We start from the raw sequence: 17,070 nt of genomic DNA, 5'->3' as shown, positions 1-17,070 counted from the left end.
CGGCACTTTGCGCCGCAAGCCAGCCGGGACGAACGGCTAGCCCGTCAGCGCCGCCTTGACCAGGCCGCTGGCCTTGCCGAAATCCATCTGGCCGGCGTATTTCGCCTTGAGCGCGCCGATCACCTTGCCCATGTCCTTGATGCCGGCGGCACCCGTCTCGGCGATGATCGCCGAGATCGCGGCCTTCACGTCGTCATCGGACATCTGCTTCGGCAGGTACGCCGAGATCACGGCGATCTCCTCGCGCTCCTGGGCCGCGAGCTCGGCGCGGCCGCCCTTGTCATAGAGCTCGACCGACTCCTGGCGCTGCTTGATCATCTTCTGCAGCAGGCCGAGCAGGTCGGCATCGGAGAGAGGCGGCTTGCCCTGCCCGCGCGCGTCGATGTCGGCGTTCTTGATGGTCGAATTGACCATGCGCAGCGTGGACAGCTTGCGCTCGTCCTTTGCCTTCATCGCTTCCTTGACCGCAGTATTGATGTCGTCGCGCAGCATTTCGTTGTCCTTGAACCAGCAATCCCCTCATCTAGGCAGTTTGCACCGGCAGAACAACTCTTGTTTGCCGCGTTTTCCGGCGCGAACCGGTGTCCACTTCGCTTGAAAACGCTTTAGTTCCTCAGCCATTCGACCAGCGCATCGGCGCAGGCCTGCGGCTGTTCCAGCTGCGGCAGGTGACCGCAATTGGCGAGCACCACAAGTTTTGCGCCGGGAATGCCGTTAGCCATCTCGTCCGACAGCGAATTCGGCACGGTGTTGTCGGTATCCGACGTCAGCACCAAGGTCGGGCACTTGATCCAGGCCATGCTCGGCCGCGAATCCGGCCGGCTGAGCACCGCGTTCTGCTGGCGGATGAAGGCCTCGGCGCCAACGTCCTCGCTCATGTCGTCGACGATCCGGCGCAGGCTTGCATCGCCCTGCCGCGACGGATGCACGAAGCCCGGATAAAGCTCATCGACCACGCTGCGATATTGGCCGCTTCTGGCGCGCTCGATCATGCCGCGGCGACGCGCGGTCGCTTCCGGCGTATCGGCCCGCGCCTGGGTGCTCATCAGCGCCAGCTTCGCAACCCGGTCCGGCGCCTGCCGCATGATCTCGAAGGCGATGTAGCCGCCCATCGAGTGCCCGGCGAGCGCAAAGCGCGGCGGCGCCTCGGCCAGGATCCGGCGGGCGATGGCCCCCATATTGTCGTCCCTGACATGGTTGGCGACCGTCACCGGCCCGCATCGCCACAGCGCCGGGATGACCGGGGCGAAAATCCGCGGCGAGCAGATGAGGCCCGGGACGAGCAGGATCGGCATCGTATTATCCATGCGGGAGCTCCGGACGGGTCATTTTCGGCAAGCAAACGGCCGCTTCAGGGAACTTTAGATTAAAAGGCCGTTCGGGCCTGTCAAATCGGCCGGTATTGCCGTGTGAATCCGTGCCCTTTCGCTTTGACGCCGCAGGGTGCGGCGTCTATTTAAAGGGCTCATGACAACATCCGAAAACGCTCCCGCCTGGCCGGACCATAAACCGACCGCGCTCCTTGTGCTCGCCGATGGTACCGTGCTGGAAGGCTTCGGTCTCGGCGCGGAAGGCCACGCCGTCGGCGAGGTCTGCTTCAACACCGCGATGACCGGCTATGAGGAGATCCTCACCGATCCGTCCTATGCCGGCCAGATCATCACCTTCACCTTCCCGCATATCGGCAATGTCGGTACCAACGAGGAAGACATCGAGACGGTGAACATGGCGGCGACGCCCGGCGCGCGCGGCGTGATCCTGCGCTCGGCGATCACTGATCCCTCGAACTACCGGGCCACCCGCCATCTCGACCAGTGGTTGAAGGCGCGCGGCATCATCGGCCTCTCCGGCATCGACACCCGCGCGCTGACCGCGCTGATCCGCTCCAAGGGCATGCCCAATGCGGTGATCGCGCACGCCAGAAACGGCGAGTTCGACCTGCACGGCCTGAAGGAAGAAGCCCGCGAATGGCCCGGCCTCGAGGGCATGGACCTGGTGCCGATGGTCACCTCCGGCCAGCGCTTCACCTGGGACGAGACGCCCTGGGTGTGGGGCAACGGTTTCGGCCAGCAGACCGCGCCGGAATTCAACGTGGTCGCGATCGACTACGGCATCAAGCGCAACATCCTGCGCCTGCTCGCCGGCGTCGGCGCCAAGGTGACCGTGGTGCCGGCGACGACCGCCGCCGAAGACATCCTGGCGATGAAGCCGGACGGCGTGTTCCTGTCGAACGGCCCCGGCGATCCGGCCGCCACCGGCAAATATGCCGTGCCCGTCATCCAGAAGGTGATCGCGTCGGGGACGCCGACCTTCGGCATCTGCCTCGGCCATCAGATGCTTGGCCTTGCCGTCGGGGCCAAGACCATGAAGATGCATCAGGGCCATCACGGCGCCAACCATCCGGTCAAGGACGAGACCACCGGCAAGGTCGAGATCACCTCGATGAACCACGGCTTTGCCGTGGACCAGGCGACGCTGCCGAAAGGTGCGACCCAGACCCATATCTCGCTGTTCGACGGCTCCAATTGCGGCATCGCGCTCGAGGGCAAGCCGGTATTCTCGGTGCAATATCACCCGGAAGCCTCGCCCGGCCCGCGCGACTCGCACTACCTGTTCCAGCGCTTTGCCGATCTGATGCGGAAGAACAAGCGCGCGGCTTAGAGCCCGATCGTCATTGCCGGGCTTGACCCGGCATTCCATCCCTTGAAGAAAGATGGATGCCCGGATCAAGTCCGGGCATGACGGACTGTTATGTGCTGTGAGCACCGATGGACAACGCGCCTTCGCATCAGATCACGGGAAATGCCGACATGACCGACAGCGCGCCCCCAAAGCCCGTCTACGGCGTCTCCTCTATGGCGGTGATGGCATCGATGTCCGGGCTCGACTTCGTGCGCGGCATCTTCGCCCGGACCCTGCCGGAGCCGCCGATCATGGAGAATGTCGAGCCGTTCGACTGCTCCGCCGAGACCGGCCATGTGGTGATCCACAGCATCCCGGGCCTGCGCCACTACAACCCGATCGGCTCGGTGCATGGCGGCTACGCCGCGATTCTCTTGGATTCCGCGATGGGGCTTGCGGTGCAGACCACGCTGCCGCAGGGCTTTGGCTACACCACGCTGGAGTTCAAGATCTCCTTCGTCCGCGGCATGAGCCAGGACACCGGCAAAATCCGCACCGAGGGCCATGTCCTCAACGCCGGCCGCCGGGTTACGACCGCGGAAGCGCGGATTACCGACGGCAAGGGCAAGCTGCTCGCGCATGCCACCACGACCTGCCTGGTGTTCGAGCTGCCCAAGAATACCTGAGGGCAATCGCGTTTTCGCGCATTGGAGGCATGACGAAGCGCGCTGGATCGCGGCCGGCGCTCTGTGATTGAGTTTCCCTGTCCGAGATCAGGCAAACATGATCCGGCCTGGAAAGGGAACGCCGATGATTTCAGCCCATTCAGACATGACCATCCGCGACATCCGCGTGACGATGCTGCGGCTGCCCTGGGCCGACGATCCCTGGCTGAAAGGCGCGGCGCTCGGCGCGACGCGCGACATTCTGATCTGCGACGTCGAGACGTCCGGCGGTGTCACCGGCATGGGCTATCTGTTTGTGTTCAAGCCGGCGATGAAGTCGATCGCGGCCTGTCTCGAGGAATGCATCATCCCGCGCGTCATCGGCAAGGACGCCACCGCGATCGAGGCGATCTGGCGCGATCTGTGGACGGCGACGATGACCTACGGCCGCGGCGGCATCGCCGCGATGGCCATGTCGGCGCTCGACATCGCGCTGTGGGACGCGGTGGGGAAACGGGCCGGACTGCCGCTGCACCGGCTGTGGGGGCACTATCGCTCGGAAATCCCGATCTATGGTTCCGGCTGCTTCCGGGGCGCCGGCGGCGACGGGATGATCGAGAAGGCGCTGCATTTCGTAAAGCAGGGCTACAAGGCGATCAAGATGCAGGTCGCGCACGTCCACACGCCGGCGCAGGACCTCGACAATGTGCGCCGCATGCGCGAGGCGCTCGGGCCCGACATCGACATCATGATCGACGTCAACATGGGCTGGAGCGCCGATGTCGCGATCGAGATGGGACGCAAGTTCGAGAAGTACGACATCTACTGGCTCGAGGAGCCAGTGCCGGCCGATGATTTCGCCGGCTATCAGCGGATCGCGGCCGCGCTCGACATGCGCGTCGTCGGCGGCGAGACGCATTTCACGCGCTACGATCTGCGGCCGTTCTTTCTCAATCCCTGCCTGCCAATCCTGCAACCCGACCCGATGCGCGGCGGCATGACCGACCTGCGCAAGATCGCAGCGCTCGCGGACACGTTCGGCATCACCATCGCGCCGCATCTGTTTCCCGAACTCAATGTGCACCTCTTGGCTTCGATTCCGAACGGCATCTGGTGCGAGAACATGGCGCTGATCGACGATCTCTGGGTCGACCCGCCCGAGATCGCCAACGGCATGATCACCGCGCCGGAGCGGCCCGGGCACGGGCTCAAATTCAAGGAAGACGTGTTGAAGTTCAAAATCTAGCTGGAACGGTTTGCGGACCGACGGTTTGTTGGTCTGGAGACCACGGCACCTCGCAGCGCTGGAGAGCCACCATGTCGGTCGTCCGCACCGATATCGAACCCCTGACCATCGTCTTCCAGGACGACGGCCTGGTGCCGAACAACCCGATGCCGTTCCTGGTCTACAAGGCCATCGTCGACGTCAGCAAGAATCCTGAGGCCACCATCGAGCAGTTGTTCGGCAAGAACGGCTGGGGCGCGATGTGGCGCAACGGCGTCTACGACTTCGCGCATTACCACGCCATCGTGCACGAGGTGCTGGGCGTCGCCCGCGGCCGCGCGCGCGTGCAGTTCGGCGGCGACCATGGGCGGGCGCTGGAGATCGCGGCAGGCGACGTCGCGATCCTGCCGGCCGGCACCGGACATCAATGCCTGTCGGCGAGCGACGATTTCTGCGTGGTCGGCGCCTATCCGCCGGGCCCGCCGATGGATCTGCAGCGGCCGACGCCGGAGAACCACGCCATGGCGCTGAAGACGATCCCGCTGGTCGCGATCCCCGCGACCGATCCGGTGATGGGCAAGGACGGGCCGCTGGTGCGGCTGTGGAAGCGCTGATGCCTACGCCGCGTTGCTGCCTTCCTGGCGGCTGGCCTCGAACAGGAACCAGGTACGGCGCTCGGTTTCGTCGATGAAGGTTTCGAGCAGGCCTGCGGTGCCGGAGTCCTCCTGCTCGTCAGCCAGCTTGTGCGCCTTGCGCATCGCAGCCGCCATGTGCTTGTTGTCTTCCATCAACTCGCGCAGCATTTCGCGCGGCGGCACATAATCGTCGTCATTGTCCTTGATGGTCTGATGCTTGGCGATATCGCCGATCGACTTCAGCGTCGCGCCGCCAAGCTTGCGCACCCGCTCGGCGAGCTGGTCGGTGGTCGCAAAGATCGCCTCCGATTGCTCGTCCAGCAACAAATGGTAATCATGGAAATGCCGGCCGCTGACATGCCAATGGAAATTCTTGGTCTTCAGGTAGAGCGCGAAGGCGTCAGCCAGAAGCGTGTTGAGCGAGACCGAGATCGTGTCCACCGCAGCCTGCGGCAGGTCGCTCGGCGTGTCGAGATCGGGCGAGATCTTGTCAGTCTTGGCTTTGCTCACGTTGGACCTTCCTGTTAGGAACCCGTATTTCGGCGCATTGAACATTGGCCGCCGGACCGCTAACGCATCATCAGCCCACCCGTTCCTGAGGCCAGGAACCCGTTCTGCCGGATACCAAACGCGATGGATGAATGGATCGATTATTACGATTCCACGCATACGATCTATGCGAGCCGACTGCACCGTGACCTGCATTTCCAGATCATCGCAAACGACATCATCGGCTACATCGCTTCGCCGGATGCCGTGGTGCTCGACTATGCCTGCGGCGAGGCGCTTTCGGCGGCGAAGGTCGCCAATGCCTGCGCCCAGCTCTATCTGGCGGAGCCGGCGCCCGGCGTACGCGGCCGTCTGGTCGCGCGCTTTGCGCCCGACACCCGCATCCGTGTCCGCTCGCTCGATGACCTGAAGCACATGGACGCGGACTCGATCGACCTCGTGGTGATGAACTCGGTGGCGCAATACATGACGCCGCAGGAGCTCGATTCCGCGTTCGACGTAATCCACCGCCTGCTGAAGCCCTCGGGCCGGTTCGTGCTCGGCGATATCCTGCGGCCCGAAGTCGGCATGGCGAGGGACGTCGTGGCCCTGCTGCGCTTTGCGGCGACCCACGGCTTCCTGCGCGATGCGCTGGTCGGGCTGGCTTCGACCGCACTGTCCGACTACCGCCAGCTGCGCACCAGGATCGGACTGCAGCGCTACCGCGAGGACGAGATGATCGCGAAGCTCGGCGCCGCCGGGTTCAGCGCTACGCGCGCGCCGCGCAACATCGGGCACAATCCGTGGCGGATGACGTTCGTGGCGCACCACTGATCCCAGGTTGCGCCGGCTATTAACGTTACCCACCAGTAAACGTGGCGGCCACTGAAATAATCAGCAATGATCCGCTCGGCCCGGTGGCGGAAGCTTCGACGCGGCAGTGGTGCAACACTGTTTATCCTGGTTCAAATCCAGGCCGGGCCTCCAGCCTTCGCTGCTGACGCAGCTTCGGCTCGGCAGGCCTTCTCGTAGCGAAGGCTGCCGCGGCGTAGCCCGCAGCGCGAAGCCGGGCCGGTAGCCCCTCCCCACATCCCGAGCACCCCCAACCGGGCATATGCCGAATGCGGATTTTCCCCCAGAATCGCGGTTGATTGCGCGTTTTTGGGGGTTTCGCGGGTGCGGAAACTGGTCTAAAGACCACCCGCGCGCGAGGGATCGCGCTTCCAGCGCTACAACATGTAGCGCATGGCTCGAGGGACGCGCGGGAAGCGCGCCCTTTTTTTGTGCCTAAATTCCAGTCCGCGAGAGCTGATGCCCAAAAGAACCGACATCTCCACCATCCTGATCATCGGCGCAGGTCCCATCGTGATCGGCCAAGCCTGCGAGTTCGACTATTCCGGCACGCAGGCCTGCAAGACGCTCAAGGAAGAGGGCTATCGGATCGTCCTGGTCAATTCCAACCCGGCGACGATCATGACCGACCCGGAGCTGGCGGATGCGACCTATATCGAGCCGATCACGCCCGAAATCGTCGCCAAGATCATCGAAAAGGAACGCCACGTCGTGCCCGGCGGCTTCGCGCTGCTGCCGACCATGGGCGGCCAGACCGCGCTGAACTGCGCGCTGTCGCTGCGCAAGCAGGGTACGCTGGAGAAGTTCGACGTCGAGATGATCGGCGCCACCGCCGACGCCATCGACAAGGCCGAAGACCGCCAGCTGTTTCGCGACGCCATGGAGAAGATTGGGCTGCAGACGCCGAGGTCCCGGCTCGCCAATGCGTCGGCGCTGAAGAAGTCCGACCGCGACAAGTACCTCGCCGATCAGGCCAAGCTGTCCGGCCCCGAACTCGAAGCCTTCGAACGGCAGTGGGAAGGCGGCGAGAACGAGCGGCGCAAGCGCTACCAGCAGCAGGCCTTGGCCGAAGCGCTGATGGCGCTGTCCGACATCGGCCTGCCCGCGATCATCCGCCCCTCCTTCACGCTCGGCGGCACCGGCGGCGGCATCGCCTACAACAAGGAAGAATATCTCGACATCATCGAGCGCGGCCTCGATGCCTCGCCGACCAACGAGGTGCTGATCGAGGAATCCGTTCTCGGCTGGAAAGAGTTCGAGATGGAGGTGGTGCGCGACAAGAAGGACAATTGCATCATCATCTGCTCGATCGAGAACGTCGATCCGATGGGCGTTCACACCGGCGATTCGATCACGGTCGCGCCGGCGCTGACGCTCACCGACAAGGAATACCAGATCATGCGCGACGCATCGATTGCGGTGCTGCGCGAGATCGGGGTCGAGACCGGCGGCTCCAACGTGCAGTTCGGCATCAATCCGGACGACGGCCGCATGGTCGTGATCGAGATGAATCCCCGCGTGTCGCGCTCGTCGGCGCTGGCCTCCAAGGCCACCGGCTTCCCCATCGCCAAGGTCGCCGCCAAACTTGCGATCGGCTACACGCTCGACGAGATCGCCAACGACATCACCGGCGGCGCGACGCCGGCCTCGTTCGAGCCGACGATCGACTACGTCGTCACCAAGATTCCGCGCTTTGCGTTCGAGAAATTCCCCGGCGCCTCCTCCACCCTGACCACCTCGATGAAGTCGGTCGGCGAGGTGATGGCGATCGGCCGCACCTTCCAGGAGAGCCTGCAGAAGGCCCTGCGCGGGCTCGAGACCGGGCTGACCGGCCTCGACGAGATCGACATCGAGGGCCTCGGCCGCAGCGACGACAAGAACGCGATCCGTGCGGCGCTCGGCACGCCGACGCCGAACCGCCTGCTGCAGGTCGCGCAGGCGATGCGGCTCGGCTGGTCCAACGAGGATATCTTCAATTCCTGCAAGATCGATCCCTGGTTCCTCGCCGAGCTGCGCGCCATCGTCGAGATGGAAGGCAAGGTCCGCAGCAGCGGCCTGCCGACCAATGCGTTCGCGATGCGGATGCTGAAGGCGATGGGCTTCTCGGACGCGCGGCTCGCCGTGCTCACGGAGGCCACTGAGGCCGACGTTACCGCCAAGCGCCACGCGCTCGGGGTGCGCCCGGTGTTCAAGCGCATCGATACCTGCGCGGCGGAGTTCGCTTCGCCGACCGCCTACATGTATTCGACCTATGAGCGGCCGTTCGCCGGCGAATTTGCCGACGAAAGCGCGCCGTCGGACCGCAAGAAGGTGATCATCCTCGGCGGCGGGCCGAACCGCATCGGCCAGGGCATCGAGTTCGACTATTGCTGCTGCCACGCCTGCTTCGCGCTCGAGGACGCCGGCTACGAGACCATCATGGTCAACTGCAACCCGGAAACGGTATCGACCGACTACGACACCGCCGACCGGCTGTATTTCGAGCCGCTGACCGCCGAGGACGTGCTGGAGATCATCGCGACCGAGCGCAAGAACGGCACGCTGCACGGCGTGATCGTGCAGTTCGGCGGCCAGACCCCGCTGAAGCTTGCCCGCGCGCTCGAAGCCGCCGAAGTGCCGATCCTCGGCACCTCGCCCGACGCGATCGACCTCGCCGAGGACCGCGACCGCTTCAAGCGCGTGCTCGACAAGCTTCGTCTCAAGCAGCCGAAGAACGGCATCGCCTATTCGGTCGAGCAGGCCCGCCTGGTCGCCGCCGATCTCGACCTGCCGCTGGTGGTGCGTCCGTCCTACGTGCTCGGCGGCCGCGCGATGCAGATCATCCGCGAGGAGAACCAGCTCAATGACTACCTGCTGGGAACGCTGCCCGAGCTGGTGCCCGCCGACATCAAGGCGCGCTACCCGAATGACAAGACCGGGCAGATCAACACCGTGCTCGGCAAGAACCCGCTGCTGTTCGACCGCTATCTGTCCGACGCGACCGAAGTCGATGTCGACTGCCTCTGCGACGGCAAGGACACCTTCATCGTCGGCATCATGGAGCACATCGAGGAAGCCGGCATCCATTCCGGCGACTCCGCCTGCTCGCTGCCGCCGCATTCGCTCGACGCCAAGACCATCGAGGAGCTGGAGCGGCAGACCCGCGAGCTCGCGCTCGGGCTCGACGTCGTCGGCCTGATGAACGTGCAATACGCCATCAAGGACGGCGAGATCTACGTGCTCGAGGTCAACCCGCGCGCATCCCGCACCGTGCCGTTCGTCGCCAAGGTGATCGGCACGCCGGTCGCCAAGATCGCGGCGCGGATCATGGCCGGCGAAAAGCTCGCCGACTTCAAGCTGAAGAAGAAGAAGCTCGGCCATGTCGGCGTGAAGGAGTCGGTATTCCCGTTCGCGCGTTTCCCCGGCGTCGATACCGTGCTCGGACCGGAGATGCGTTCGACCGGCGAAGTGATGGGCATCGACCGCTCCTTCGAGGTCGCGTTCGCGAAGAGCCAGCTCGGCGGCGGCACGCGCGTGCCGCGGCAGGGCACGGTGTTCGTCTCGGTGCGCGGTGACGACAAGATGCGCATCGCGGATGCGGTGCGGCTGTTGCACTCGCTCGGCTTCAAGGTGATGGCAACTTCGGGCACGCAGCGCTACCTCAGCGACAACGGCGTGCCGACGGAAAAGGTGAACAAGGTGCTCGAAGGCCGTCCGCACATCGTCGACGCCATCACCAATGGCGACGTCCAGCTGGTCTTCAATACCACCGAAGGTCCGCAGGCGCTGGCCGACAGCCGCTCGCTGCGGCGGGCTGCCCTCTTGCATAAAGTGCCATATTACACCACTCTTTCGGGCGCGGTGGCGGCCGCACGGGGAATCCGGGCCTATCGGGCCGGGGACCTTGAGGTCCGCACGCTTCAGAGTTACTTTTCCGAAAGCTGACCGCTGCCCGGGCTGAAGACCCGAAGCGGTCAATTAGCCGAATGGCTGGAACTCACCGCGCGATTGGATGTTGTCACGGCCCTTAGCGGGGCCGAATATCACTGGGCTTCCGGGCGCGTTGGCGCCCTGATTCCTGCGTTAGCTGAACTGGATATTCGTGCACGGCCGCCGGGCGCGCGCGATGAAGGACGAAGATGATGGATAAGGTTCCGATGACCGCGGGCGGATACGCCGCGCTGACGGACGAGTTGAAGCATCGCCAATCGGTGGATCGTCCGCGCATCATCGAACACATCGCGGAAGCGCGCTCGCACGGCGATCTCTCGGAGAACGCCGAGTATCACGCCGCCAAGGAAGAGCAATCGCACAACGAGGGCCGCATCGCCGAGCTCGAGGACAAGCTCGCGCGCGCCGACATCATCGACATTTCGAAACTGTCGGGCGACACCATCAAGTTCGGCGCGACCGTGACGCTGATCGATGAGGACACCGAGAAGAAGGCGGTGTGGCAGATCGTCGGCGAAGTCGAGGCCGACGCCAAGAAGGGCCGCATCTCCATCACCTCGCCGCTCGCGCGCGCGCTGATCGGCAAGAAGAAGGGCACCACCGTCGAGGTGATGGCGCCGGGCGGCGCCAAGGCCTACGAGATCACCAAGGTCGAGTGGCGGTAGTTTTAGCCTAAGCCGGAGCTACAAAGGAGCCGCGTTTTCCAACGCGGCTTTTTTGCTGCATGGGATATGCGACATCTCTTCACGGTCGCTGACACGATTGTGACTTGGCAACGCTGATTAACTTGTTAATGAATCGGCCCCGGAATGGTTATAGAGCATAACTATCTGGGGACCCAGCAACATGATCAGCACTTTGGCTGCGCGATATTCGCCAAGCCTTCTCAGCATCCTTCGCATCTACGTCGGGCTCAGCCTGCTGCAGCACGGCACCGCGAAGATTCTCCACTTTCCGACCGTTCCGATGTTTGCCAACGTCGAAATCGGTTCGCTGATGGGCGTCGGCGGACTGATCGAGCTTGTCGGCGGCGCGCTGTTCATCCTTGGTCTGTTTACGCGTCCGGTTGCGTTCATCCTCTCGGGCTTCACGGCAGTCGCCTATTTCATGGCGCACGCGGGCAAGAGCTTCTATCCGATCCTGAACGGAGGCGAGCTCGCCGCGGTCTACTGCTTCGTCTTCCTCTATTTCATGTTCGCCGGCCCCGGCCCGTTGAGCCTGGACACGATCCGCGAAGGCAAGACCGCATAGCGCTCCGAATGAATTGCACGCGGAGGGCGTGACAGCGTCGCCTCGTTCTCCATAATGCGCGCCGGCAACGGCGCGCATTATCATTTTGGAGGATAGCATGGACCTGGACCGCCTCAGCGCAACCGCTCAGCCCGTTTTGCTGAGCATTCTCCGTTTCATCACCGGGCTGTTGCTCTTCCAGTTCGGTGTCGCCAAGCTGTTCAAGTTTCCGCATGTCGAGATGTTCGCGCAGGTGACGCCGTTCTCGCTGTTCGGTATCGCCGGCATGTTCGAACTGGTGCTCGGCGGGATGCTGATGCTGGGCCTGTTCACCCGGATCGTTGCCTTCATCCTCTCCGGCGAGATGGCATTCGCCTATTTCATCGAGCACGCGCCTGTCAGCTTCTTTCCGCTGCTTAGCGACGGCACGCTTGCGATACTGTTCTGCTTCGTCTGCCTCTACCTCGCCGCGGCAGGCGGCGGACCGCTCGGCCTCGAGGCCTTGCGAAAGCGCAGGCCATAGCACGCCGGCGGCAGAAGCGTGCTGACATGACGGACCTGCAGCAGGCAGCTCGAGTTCCATTCCGCCGGCGCGCAACGAAGAGGGCGAAGATGCGCCCCACGCATGTATCCACGAAATTGTGAGGAGGTTGCGGTCTCGCGATCTCGCAACCCCTTGAACCAAACAGCTCCGCCATTGTTGACGCTGGGGACTAATGGTGGAGAGCGCAATGAATGTGGACCGACTTGCGGCGAGCTTTCAGCCGTATCTCTTGAGCCTGTTCCGGTTCATCACCGGCCTGCTACTGTTCCAGTACGGCGTTGCAAAAATCTTCAAGTTTCCGGCGCTCGCGTACTTCGCTAACATCCCGCCGTTGATCCAGGCTGCGGGCTGGCTTGAACTGGTGCTCGGCGCGCTCTTGATGATCGGACTGCTCTCGCGGATATCTGCCTTCATCCTTTCGGGTGAAATGGCCTTCGCCTACTTCCTCGGCCATATGCTGAAGACCGGCGAGCCGGTACTTCTGCCGCTCAACAACGGCGGAACAGCTGCAATCCTGTTCTGCTTTGCCTGTCTTTACCTCGCAACGGCAGGCGGTGGGCCGGTGAGCGTAGACACGGCGATCTGGCGCGCTTCGCGCGATGAGGAGCCGCACTTCAGACAAGCTGCGGAATAGCGCAAACCTCAGCCCGCCACCTTCACGCCCAGCGGCACCGCGGCTTCGTATTTCGAATTGTGCAGCACCAGTGACGTCCTGACGTTGCGCACGTGCGGCGCCGCCGTCAGGTGGGTGACGAAATCCTGGAACGTCGCCATGTCGGGGGCGACGCATTTGAGGATGAAATCGACTTCACCCGACAGCATCCAGCATTCCCGCACCAGCGGCTCGGCGCGCACGAAATTCTCGAAGGCGCGGAGGTCGGCGTCGGCTTGGCTCGACAGATGCACCGAGGCGAACACCGTGACGTCGTAGCCGAGGCGGCGCGGATCGAGCAGGCCGCGGTATCCCTGGATGTAGCCTTCCTCCTCCAGCGCCCGGACCCTGCGCAGGCAGGGCGGCGGCGAGATACCGACGCGTTTGGCCAGTTCCACATTGGTGATTCGGCCATCGGCCTGGATCTCGGCGAGGATTTTGAGGTCGATCTCGTCAAGGTTCTTCGACACGCGACTACAGTTCCCTGGGGTTTGGAAGGCTTGGCGGGTCCGCCGGCAACTCTCATAGCGCAGCCAACCGGCGTTGCGCAATTTTATTGCGCGTGCAGCGCACGATTTCGCGAATGTGACTTCAGTTCCGGGGAAAAATCGCTGCCATGGATTGCAAATCTTGCATAGCTTCCCAGATATCCTAGACTTGGATTTGACACTTTTAGCACCGCCGTGACCTGCTTCCGGGGTGCTTCCCACACAAGTCCCCGTCAAAGTCCCCAGAAGAGAGGGATCAGCTAATGCCCGCGCCTGTCCACGCCAAGGTCGTCATCATCGGGTCCGGCCCCGCCGGCTACACCGCAGCGATCTACGCGGCACGCGCGATGCTCGAGCCGGTGCTGATCCAGGGCATCCAGCCGGGCGGGCAGCTCACCATCACCACCGACGTCGAGAACTATCCCGGCTTCGCCGATGTGATCCAGGGCCCCTGGCTGATGGAGCAGATGGAGAAGCAGGCGGCCCATGTCGGCACCAAGATCGTCACCGATCTCGTCAACAAGCTGGAACTCGGCCAGCGCCCGTTTCGTCTGACCTGCGATTCCGGCGACGTCTATCTCGCCGAGACCGTGATCCTCGCCACCGGCGCCCAGGCGCGCTGGCTCGGCCTGCCCTCGGAAGAGAAGTTCCAGGGCGGCGGCGTGTCGGCCTGCGCGACCTGCGATGGCTTCTTCTACCGCGGCAAGGACGTCGTGGTGGTCGGCGGCGGCAACACCGCGGTCGAGGAGGCGCTGTACCTGACCAATCACGCCTCCCAGGTCACCATCGTGCATCGCCGCGATCATTTCCGCGCCGAGCGCATCCTGCAGGAACGGCTGTTCAAGCATCCCAAGATCAAGGTGGTGTGGGATTCGGCGATCGACGAGATCTGCGGATCGGAGAACCCGAACAAGGTCACCCATGTGCGGCTGAAGAACGTCAAGACCGGCTCGCACACGAACCTCAAAACCGACGGCGTCTTCATCGCGATCGGCCATGCGCCGGCGACGGAGCTCGTCAAAGGCCAGATCAAATTGAAACCGTCGGGCTATGTCGAGGTGGCGCCGAACTCCACCGCGACCTCGATGCCCGGCCTGTTCGCCGCGGGCGACGTGGCGGATGAAACCTTCCGGCAGGCGGTCACCGCCGCCGGCCTCGGCTGCATGGCTGCGCTCGAGGCGGAACGCTTCCTGGCTCTTCGCGCGAGCGATCGCGCAGCGGCGGAATAATCATGGCACGATCTCGCGACGGATTTACGGATATGGATTGGGACAAGCTGAAGGTCTTTCACGCAGCGGCGGAGGCCGGCAGCTTCACGCATGCCGGCGAACAGCTTGGCCTGTCGCAATCGGCGGTCTCCCGCCAGGTCAGCGCGCTGGAGCAGGAGCTCTCGGTGTCGCTGTTTCACCGCCACGCCCGCGGCCTGATCCTCACCGAACAGGGCGACCTCCTGTTCCGCACCGCGCATGACGTGTTCATGCAGCTGCAGGCGGCCCGCGCAAAGCTCACCGACAGCCGCGAGCGGCCGAGCGGCGACCTCAAGATCACGACGCCGCCGGCGCTCGGCATCAACTGGCTGATCCCGCGGCTCGACGAGTTCACCGCGCTCTATCCCGACATCCGGATCTCGCTGATCGTCACCGACGAGGATCTCGACCTCTCGATGCGCGAGGCCGACGTCGCGATCCGCACCCGCAAGCCGACCCAGCCGGACCTGATCCAGCGCAAGCTGTTCTCGATCGGCTTCCATGCCTATTGCTCGCCGGAATACATCAAGCGCTTCGGCACGCCGCGCACGCTCGATGATCTCGACTCGCACCGCATCATCATGCTCGGCGACTCGCAGGTGCCGGCGCATCTGCAGAACCGCAGCTGGCTGATCGATGCCGGCCGCAACGGCTCCGGTCCGCGCGAGCCCTACTTCAAGGTCAACAACATCCTTGGCCTCGTGCGCGCCTGCCAGCAGGGCCTCGGCATCGCCGCGCTGCCGGACTATCTGGTCGAACAGAACAACCTCGTGCAGCTGTTCGGCGAGTCCGACTCGATCGCGCTCGACACCTACTTCGTCTATCCGGAAGAGCTGAAGACGGTGGCCCGGGTGCAGGTGTTCCGCGACTTCGTGGTTAGCAAGGCGCAGCGCTGGCCGTCGTGATTAAGCCGCCCTTATAGGGCTGGTTTATAGGGATATCCGTGCTGCCCCCGGTCTCCGCATGACTGACATGCGACCTGGATAGTTGCTGCAGGCCGTCGATGGGGATCATATTGCTTACACGCTGAGCGTTCGCGTCGCGCATATGTCCCCCTCCTCCAGTGGCGCGGAAGTTCAGTAATCCCTCTTGGAAGGTGATTGTGTCGGCCTCACGTGGCCAATACCTTAAGCCGGGCTCACTCGAGCCCGGCTTTTTTTCATCGCCGCGCCCTTTCACCTCCACGTCATGCGCAAAACGCGCCGCACGCGCCGATCAGCATCTGCATTGACAACAACCTCGCAGCGCAGCATCATTGTCCCATGATCACGACTTCGTGCGCCGTTCTGTCGTCGAAAAAAGCTCCCCTCCTGGGGACACGAGATCGCGCGCGATAAGATCACCTTCGCATTCAAACCGATCCCGAAACCCCGCCGCCTGGACGGGGTTTTTTGTTGGTCCCGTCTCCGGCTTTGCCTTCCCCAGGAGATGGAACATGACCGATCTACACCAGCAATTGCAGGGCCTCTGGCTGCCTCTGATCACGCCATTCCGTAACGGCGAGCTCGACGTCACGTCGCTGCGGCGTCTCGTACAGCACTACGCCAGCGGCCCCGTCGACGGGTTCATTCTCGGCGCAACCTCCGGCGAGGGCATGGCGCTCAGCGTGGACGAACTGGAGGGGCTGGTGAGCGTCGTGCTCGACGAGCTCAGTGTCAGCTCCCGCCATTTGCCGGTCTGTCTCGGGCTCTCCGGCGCCTCGACCGCCCGGATGAAGGAAGCGCTGGATGATACGGCCGACTGGCCGATCAACGGCTATCTGATCGCCAGCCCCTATTATATCAGGCCCTCGCAACGCGGGCTCGCGCAGCACTTCAACGCGCTCGCCGATCACGCGTCGTGGCCGATCGTGCTTTACAACATCCCCTATCGCACGGCGGTGAACCTGACCAACGAAACGTTGCTGGCGCTCGCGGACCATCCGAACATCGCCGGCATGAAGGATTGCTGCGCCGACCGCGCGCAGTCGATCGACTTCCTCAACCGCCGGCCGGCCGGCTTCCGCGTGCTGACCGGCGAGGATGCGCAAACCTTCGATGCGCTCTCGGACGGCGCCGACGGCGCGATCCTGCTGTCCGCACATCTGGAAACAAACACCTTCGCTGCGATCCGCACGCTGCTGCAGCAGGGCCAGCGCGACACGGCGCTGGCCGCCTGGCAGAGCGTCGTCGGCCTGACGAGGCTGTTGTTCGCCGAACCAAGCCCCGCGCCGGCCAAGCACTGGCTGTGGCGGCAGGGGCTGATCGACAGCCCCGAGGTGCGGCTGCCGATGGTCGCGGTCAGCGAGGATCTCGCAACCTGGCTCGATGCCGAGATGGAGCGCCGCGAACAGCGGCTGTTGCCGGCGTGATCGCGCTTTCTCCCTCTCACCGTTTTTACGGGGAGAGGGCTGGGGTGAGGGGCTGCTTCCGCACAAAAGGCGAGAGACAGACTCGTGGAGTGTCCCCCTCACCCGGATCGCATCTTGCGATGCGATCCGACCTCTCTCCGC

General features: G+C 63.9%; 17 protein-coding genes and 1 tRNA gene. 14 read left to right on the top strand and 4 right to left on the bottom strand.

The window, feature by feature from the left end:
* Positions 1-36 precede the first annotated feature (36 nt).
* The gene (locus QA639_RS07840) at positions 37-492 is read right to left on the bottom strand and encodes a GatB/YqeY domain-containing protein (RefSeq protein WP_028333117.1); all 456 of its coding nucleotides are present in this window, start codon (positions 490-492) and stop codon (positions 37-39) included.
* A gap of 113 nt (positions 493-605) precedes the next feature.
* Positions 606-1,307, bottom strand: a complete 702-nt coding sequence (locus QA639_RS07835) for an alpha/beta fold hydrolase (RefSeq protein ID WP_283089479.1) — start codon at positions 1,305-1,307, stop codon at positions 606-608.
* Between the two features lie 160 nt (positions 1,308-1,467).
* On the opposite strand from QA639_RS07835, the gene carA reads away from it, so the two are divergent.
* The 4 genes from carA to QA639_RS07815 all read left to right on the top strand — a co-directional run bounded on the left by carA (position 1,468) and on the right by QA639_RS07815 (position 5,126).
* Positions 1,468-2,661 carry a glutamine-hydrolyzing carbamoyl-phosphate synthase small subunit gene (gene carA / locus QA639_RS07830; RefSeq protein ID WP_283089478.1) on the top strand — a complete coding sequence of 398 codons (1,194 nt, stop codon included), beginning with the start codon at positions 1,468-1,470 and terminating at the stop codon, positions 2,659-2,661.
* 149 nt (positions 2,662-2,810) lie between these two features.
* Positions 2,811-3,308, top strand: a complete 498-nt coding sequence (locus tag QA639_RS07825) for a PaaI family thioesterase (protein ID WP_283090555.1) — start codon at positions 2,811-2,813, stop codon at positions 3,306-3,308.
* 124 nt (positions 3,309-3,432) lie between these two features.
* Entirely contained in the window at positions 3,433-4,533 is a 1,101-nt protein-coding gene (locus QA639_RS07820; protein WP_080666992.1) for a mandelate racemase/muconate lactonizing enzyme family protein, read from the top strand.
* 71 nt (positions 4,534-4,604) lie between these two features.
* Entirely contained in the window at positions 4,605-5,126 is a 522-nt protein-coding gene (locus QA639_RS07815; RefSeq protein WP_283089477.1) for a hypothetical protein, read from the top strand.
* Between the two features lie 3 nt (positions 5,127-5,129).
* On the opposite strand, the gene QA639_RS07810 is transcribed toward QA639_RS07815, so the two are convergent.
* On the bottom strand, positions 5,130-5,657 hold the full coding sequence (locus QA639_RS07810) for a Dps family protein (protein WP_028333111.1): 528 nt from the start codon (positions 5,655-5,657) through the stop codon (positions 5,130-5,132).
* A gap of 123 nt (positions 5,658-5,780) precedes the next feature.
* On the opposite strand from QA639_RS07810, the gene QA639_RS07805 reads away from it, so the two are divergent.
* The 7 genes from QA639_RS07805 to QA639_RS07775 all read left to right on the top strand — a co-directional run bounded on the left by QA639_RS07805 (position 5,781) and on the right by QA639_RS07775 (position 12,826).
* A complete protein-coding gene (locus QA639_RS07805) occupies positions 5,781-6,470 on the top strand; it encodes a class I SAM-dependent methyltransferase (RefSeq protein WP_283089476.1) in 690 nt (229 codons plus the stop codon).
* Positions 6,471-6,547: 77 nt separating this feature from the next.
* Positions 6,548-6,623, top strand: a tRNA-OTHER gene (locus QA639_RS07800).
* A gap of 324 nt (positions 6,624-6,947) precedes the next feature.
* Positions 6,948-10,412, top strand: a complete 3,465-nt coding sequence (carB, locus tag QA639_RS07795) for a carbamoyl-phosphate synthase large subunit (RefSeq protein WP_157346802.1) — start codon at positions 6,948-6,950, stop codon at positions 10,410-10,412.
* Positions 10,413-10,609: 197 nt separating this feature from the next.
* On the top strand, positions 10,610-11,083 hold the full coding sequence (greA, locus tag QA639_RS07790) for a transcription elongation factor GreA (RefSeq protein WP_018269816.1): 474 nt from the start codon (positions 10,610-10,612) through the stop codon (positions 11,081-11,083).
* Between the two features lie 181 nt (positions 11,084-11,264).
* On the top strand, positions 11,265-11,669 hold the full coding sequence (locus tag QA639_RS07785) for a DoxX family protein (RefSeq protein ID WP_050384184.1): 405 nt from the start codon (positions 11,265-11,267) through the stop codon (positions 11,667-11,669).
* Positions 11,670-11,766: 97 nt separating this feature from the next.
* Positions 11,767-12,171 (top strand): DoxX family protein, encoded by a 405-nt coding sequence (locus QA639_RS07780; RefSeq protein ID WP_152977537.1) that lies wholly within the window; start codon positions 11,767-11,769, stop codon positions 12,169-12,171.
* A gap of 193 nt (positions 12,172-12,364) precedes the next feature.
* Entirely contained in the window at positions 12,365-12,826 is a 462-nt protein-coding gene (locus tag QA639_RS07775; RefSeq protein ID WP_152977538.1) for a DoxX family protein, read from the top strand.
* Positions 12,827-12,834: 8 nt separating this feature from the next.
* Here QA639_RS07775 and QA639_RS07770 read toward each other — a convergent pair whose 3' ends face one another.
* A complete protein-coding gene (locus tag QA639_RS07770) occupies positions 12,835-13,314 on the bottom strand; it encodes an Lrp/AsnC family transcriptional regulator (protein WP_028333106.1) in 480 nt (159 codons plus the stop codon).
* Positions 13,315-13,595: 281 nt separating this feature from the next.
* Here QA639_RS07770 and trxB point away from each other — a divergent pair, with 281 nt between their 5' ends.
* The 3 genes from trxB (at position 13,596) to QA639_RS07755 (ending at position 16,929) form a co-directional block, all read left to right on the top strand.
* Positions 13,596-14,561, top strand: coding sequence for a thioredoxin-disulfide reductase (gene trxB / locus QA639_RS07765; protein WP_283089475.1), 966 nt, complete (start codon positions 13,596-13,598; stop codon positions 14,559-14,561).
* 2 nt (positions 14,562-14,563) lie between these two features.
* Positions 14,564-15,484, top strand: a complete 921-nt coding sequence (locus QA639_RS07760; RefSeq protein WP_026192264.1) for a LysR family transcriptional regulator — start codon at positions 14,564-14,566, stop codon at positions 15,482-15,484.
* Positions 15,485-16,014: 530 nt separating this feature from the next.
* Positions 16,015-16,929, top strand: coding sequence for a 4-hydroxy-tetrahydrodipicolinate synthase family protein (locus QA639_RS07755; RefSeq protein WP_283089474.1), 915 nt, complete (start codon positions 16,015-16,017; stop codon positions 16,927-16,929).
* Positions 16,930-17,070 lie beyond the last annotated feature (141 nt).

The organism is Bradyrhizobium pachyrhizi, assembly GCF_029714545.1.
Classification (GTDB): Bacteria; Pseudomonadota; Alphaproteobacteria; order Rhizobiales; family Xanthobacteraceae; genus Bradyrhizobium; species Bradyrhizobium pachyrhizi.
The sequence above is the reverse complement of the archived record's forward strand: the minus strand, read 5'-3'. Positions and strand labels throughout refer to the sequence as shown.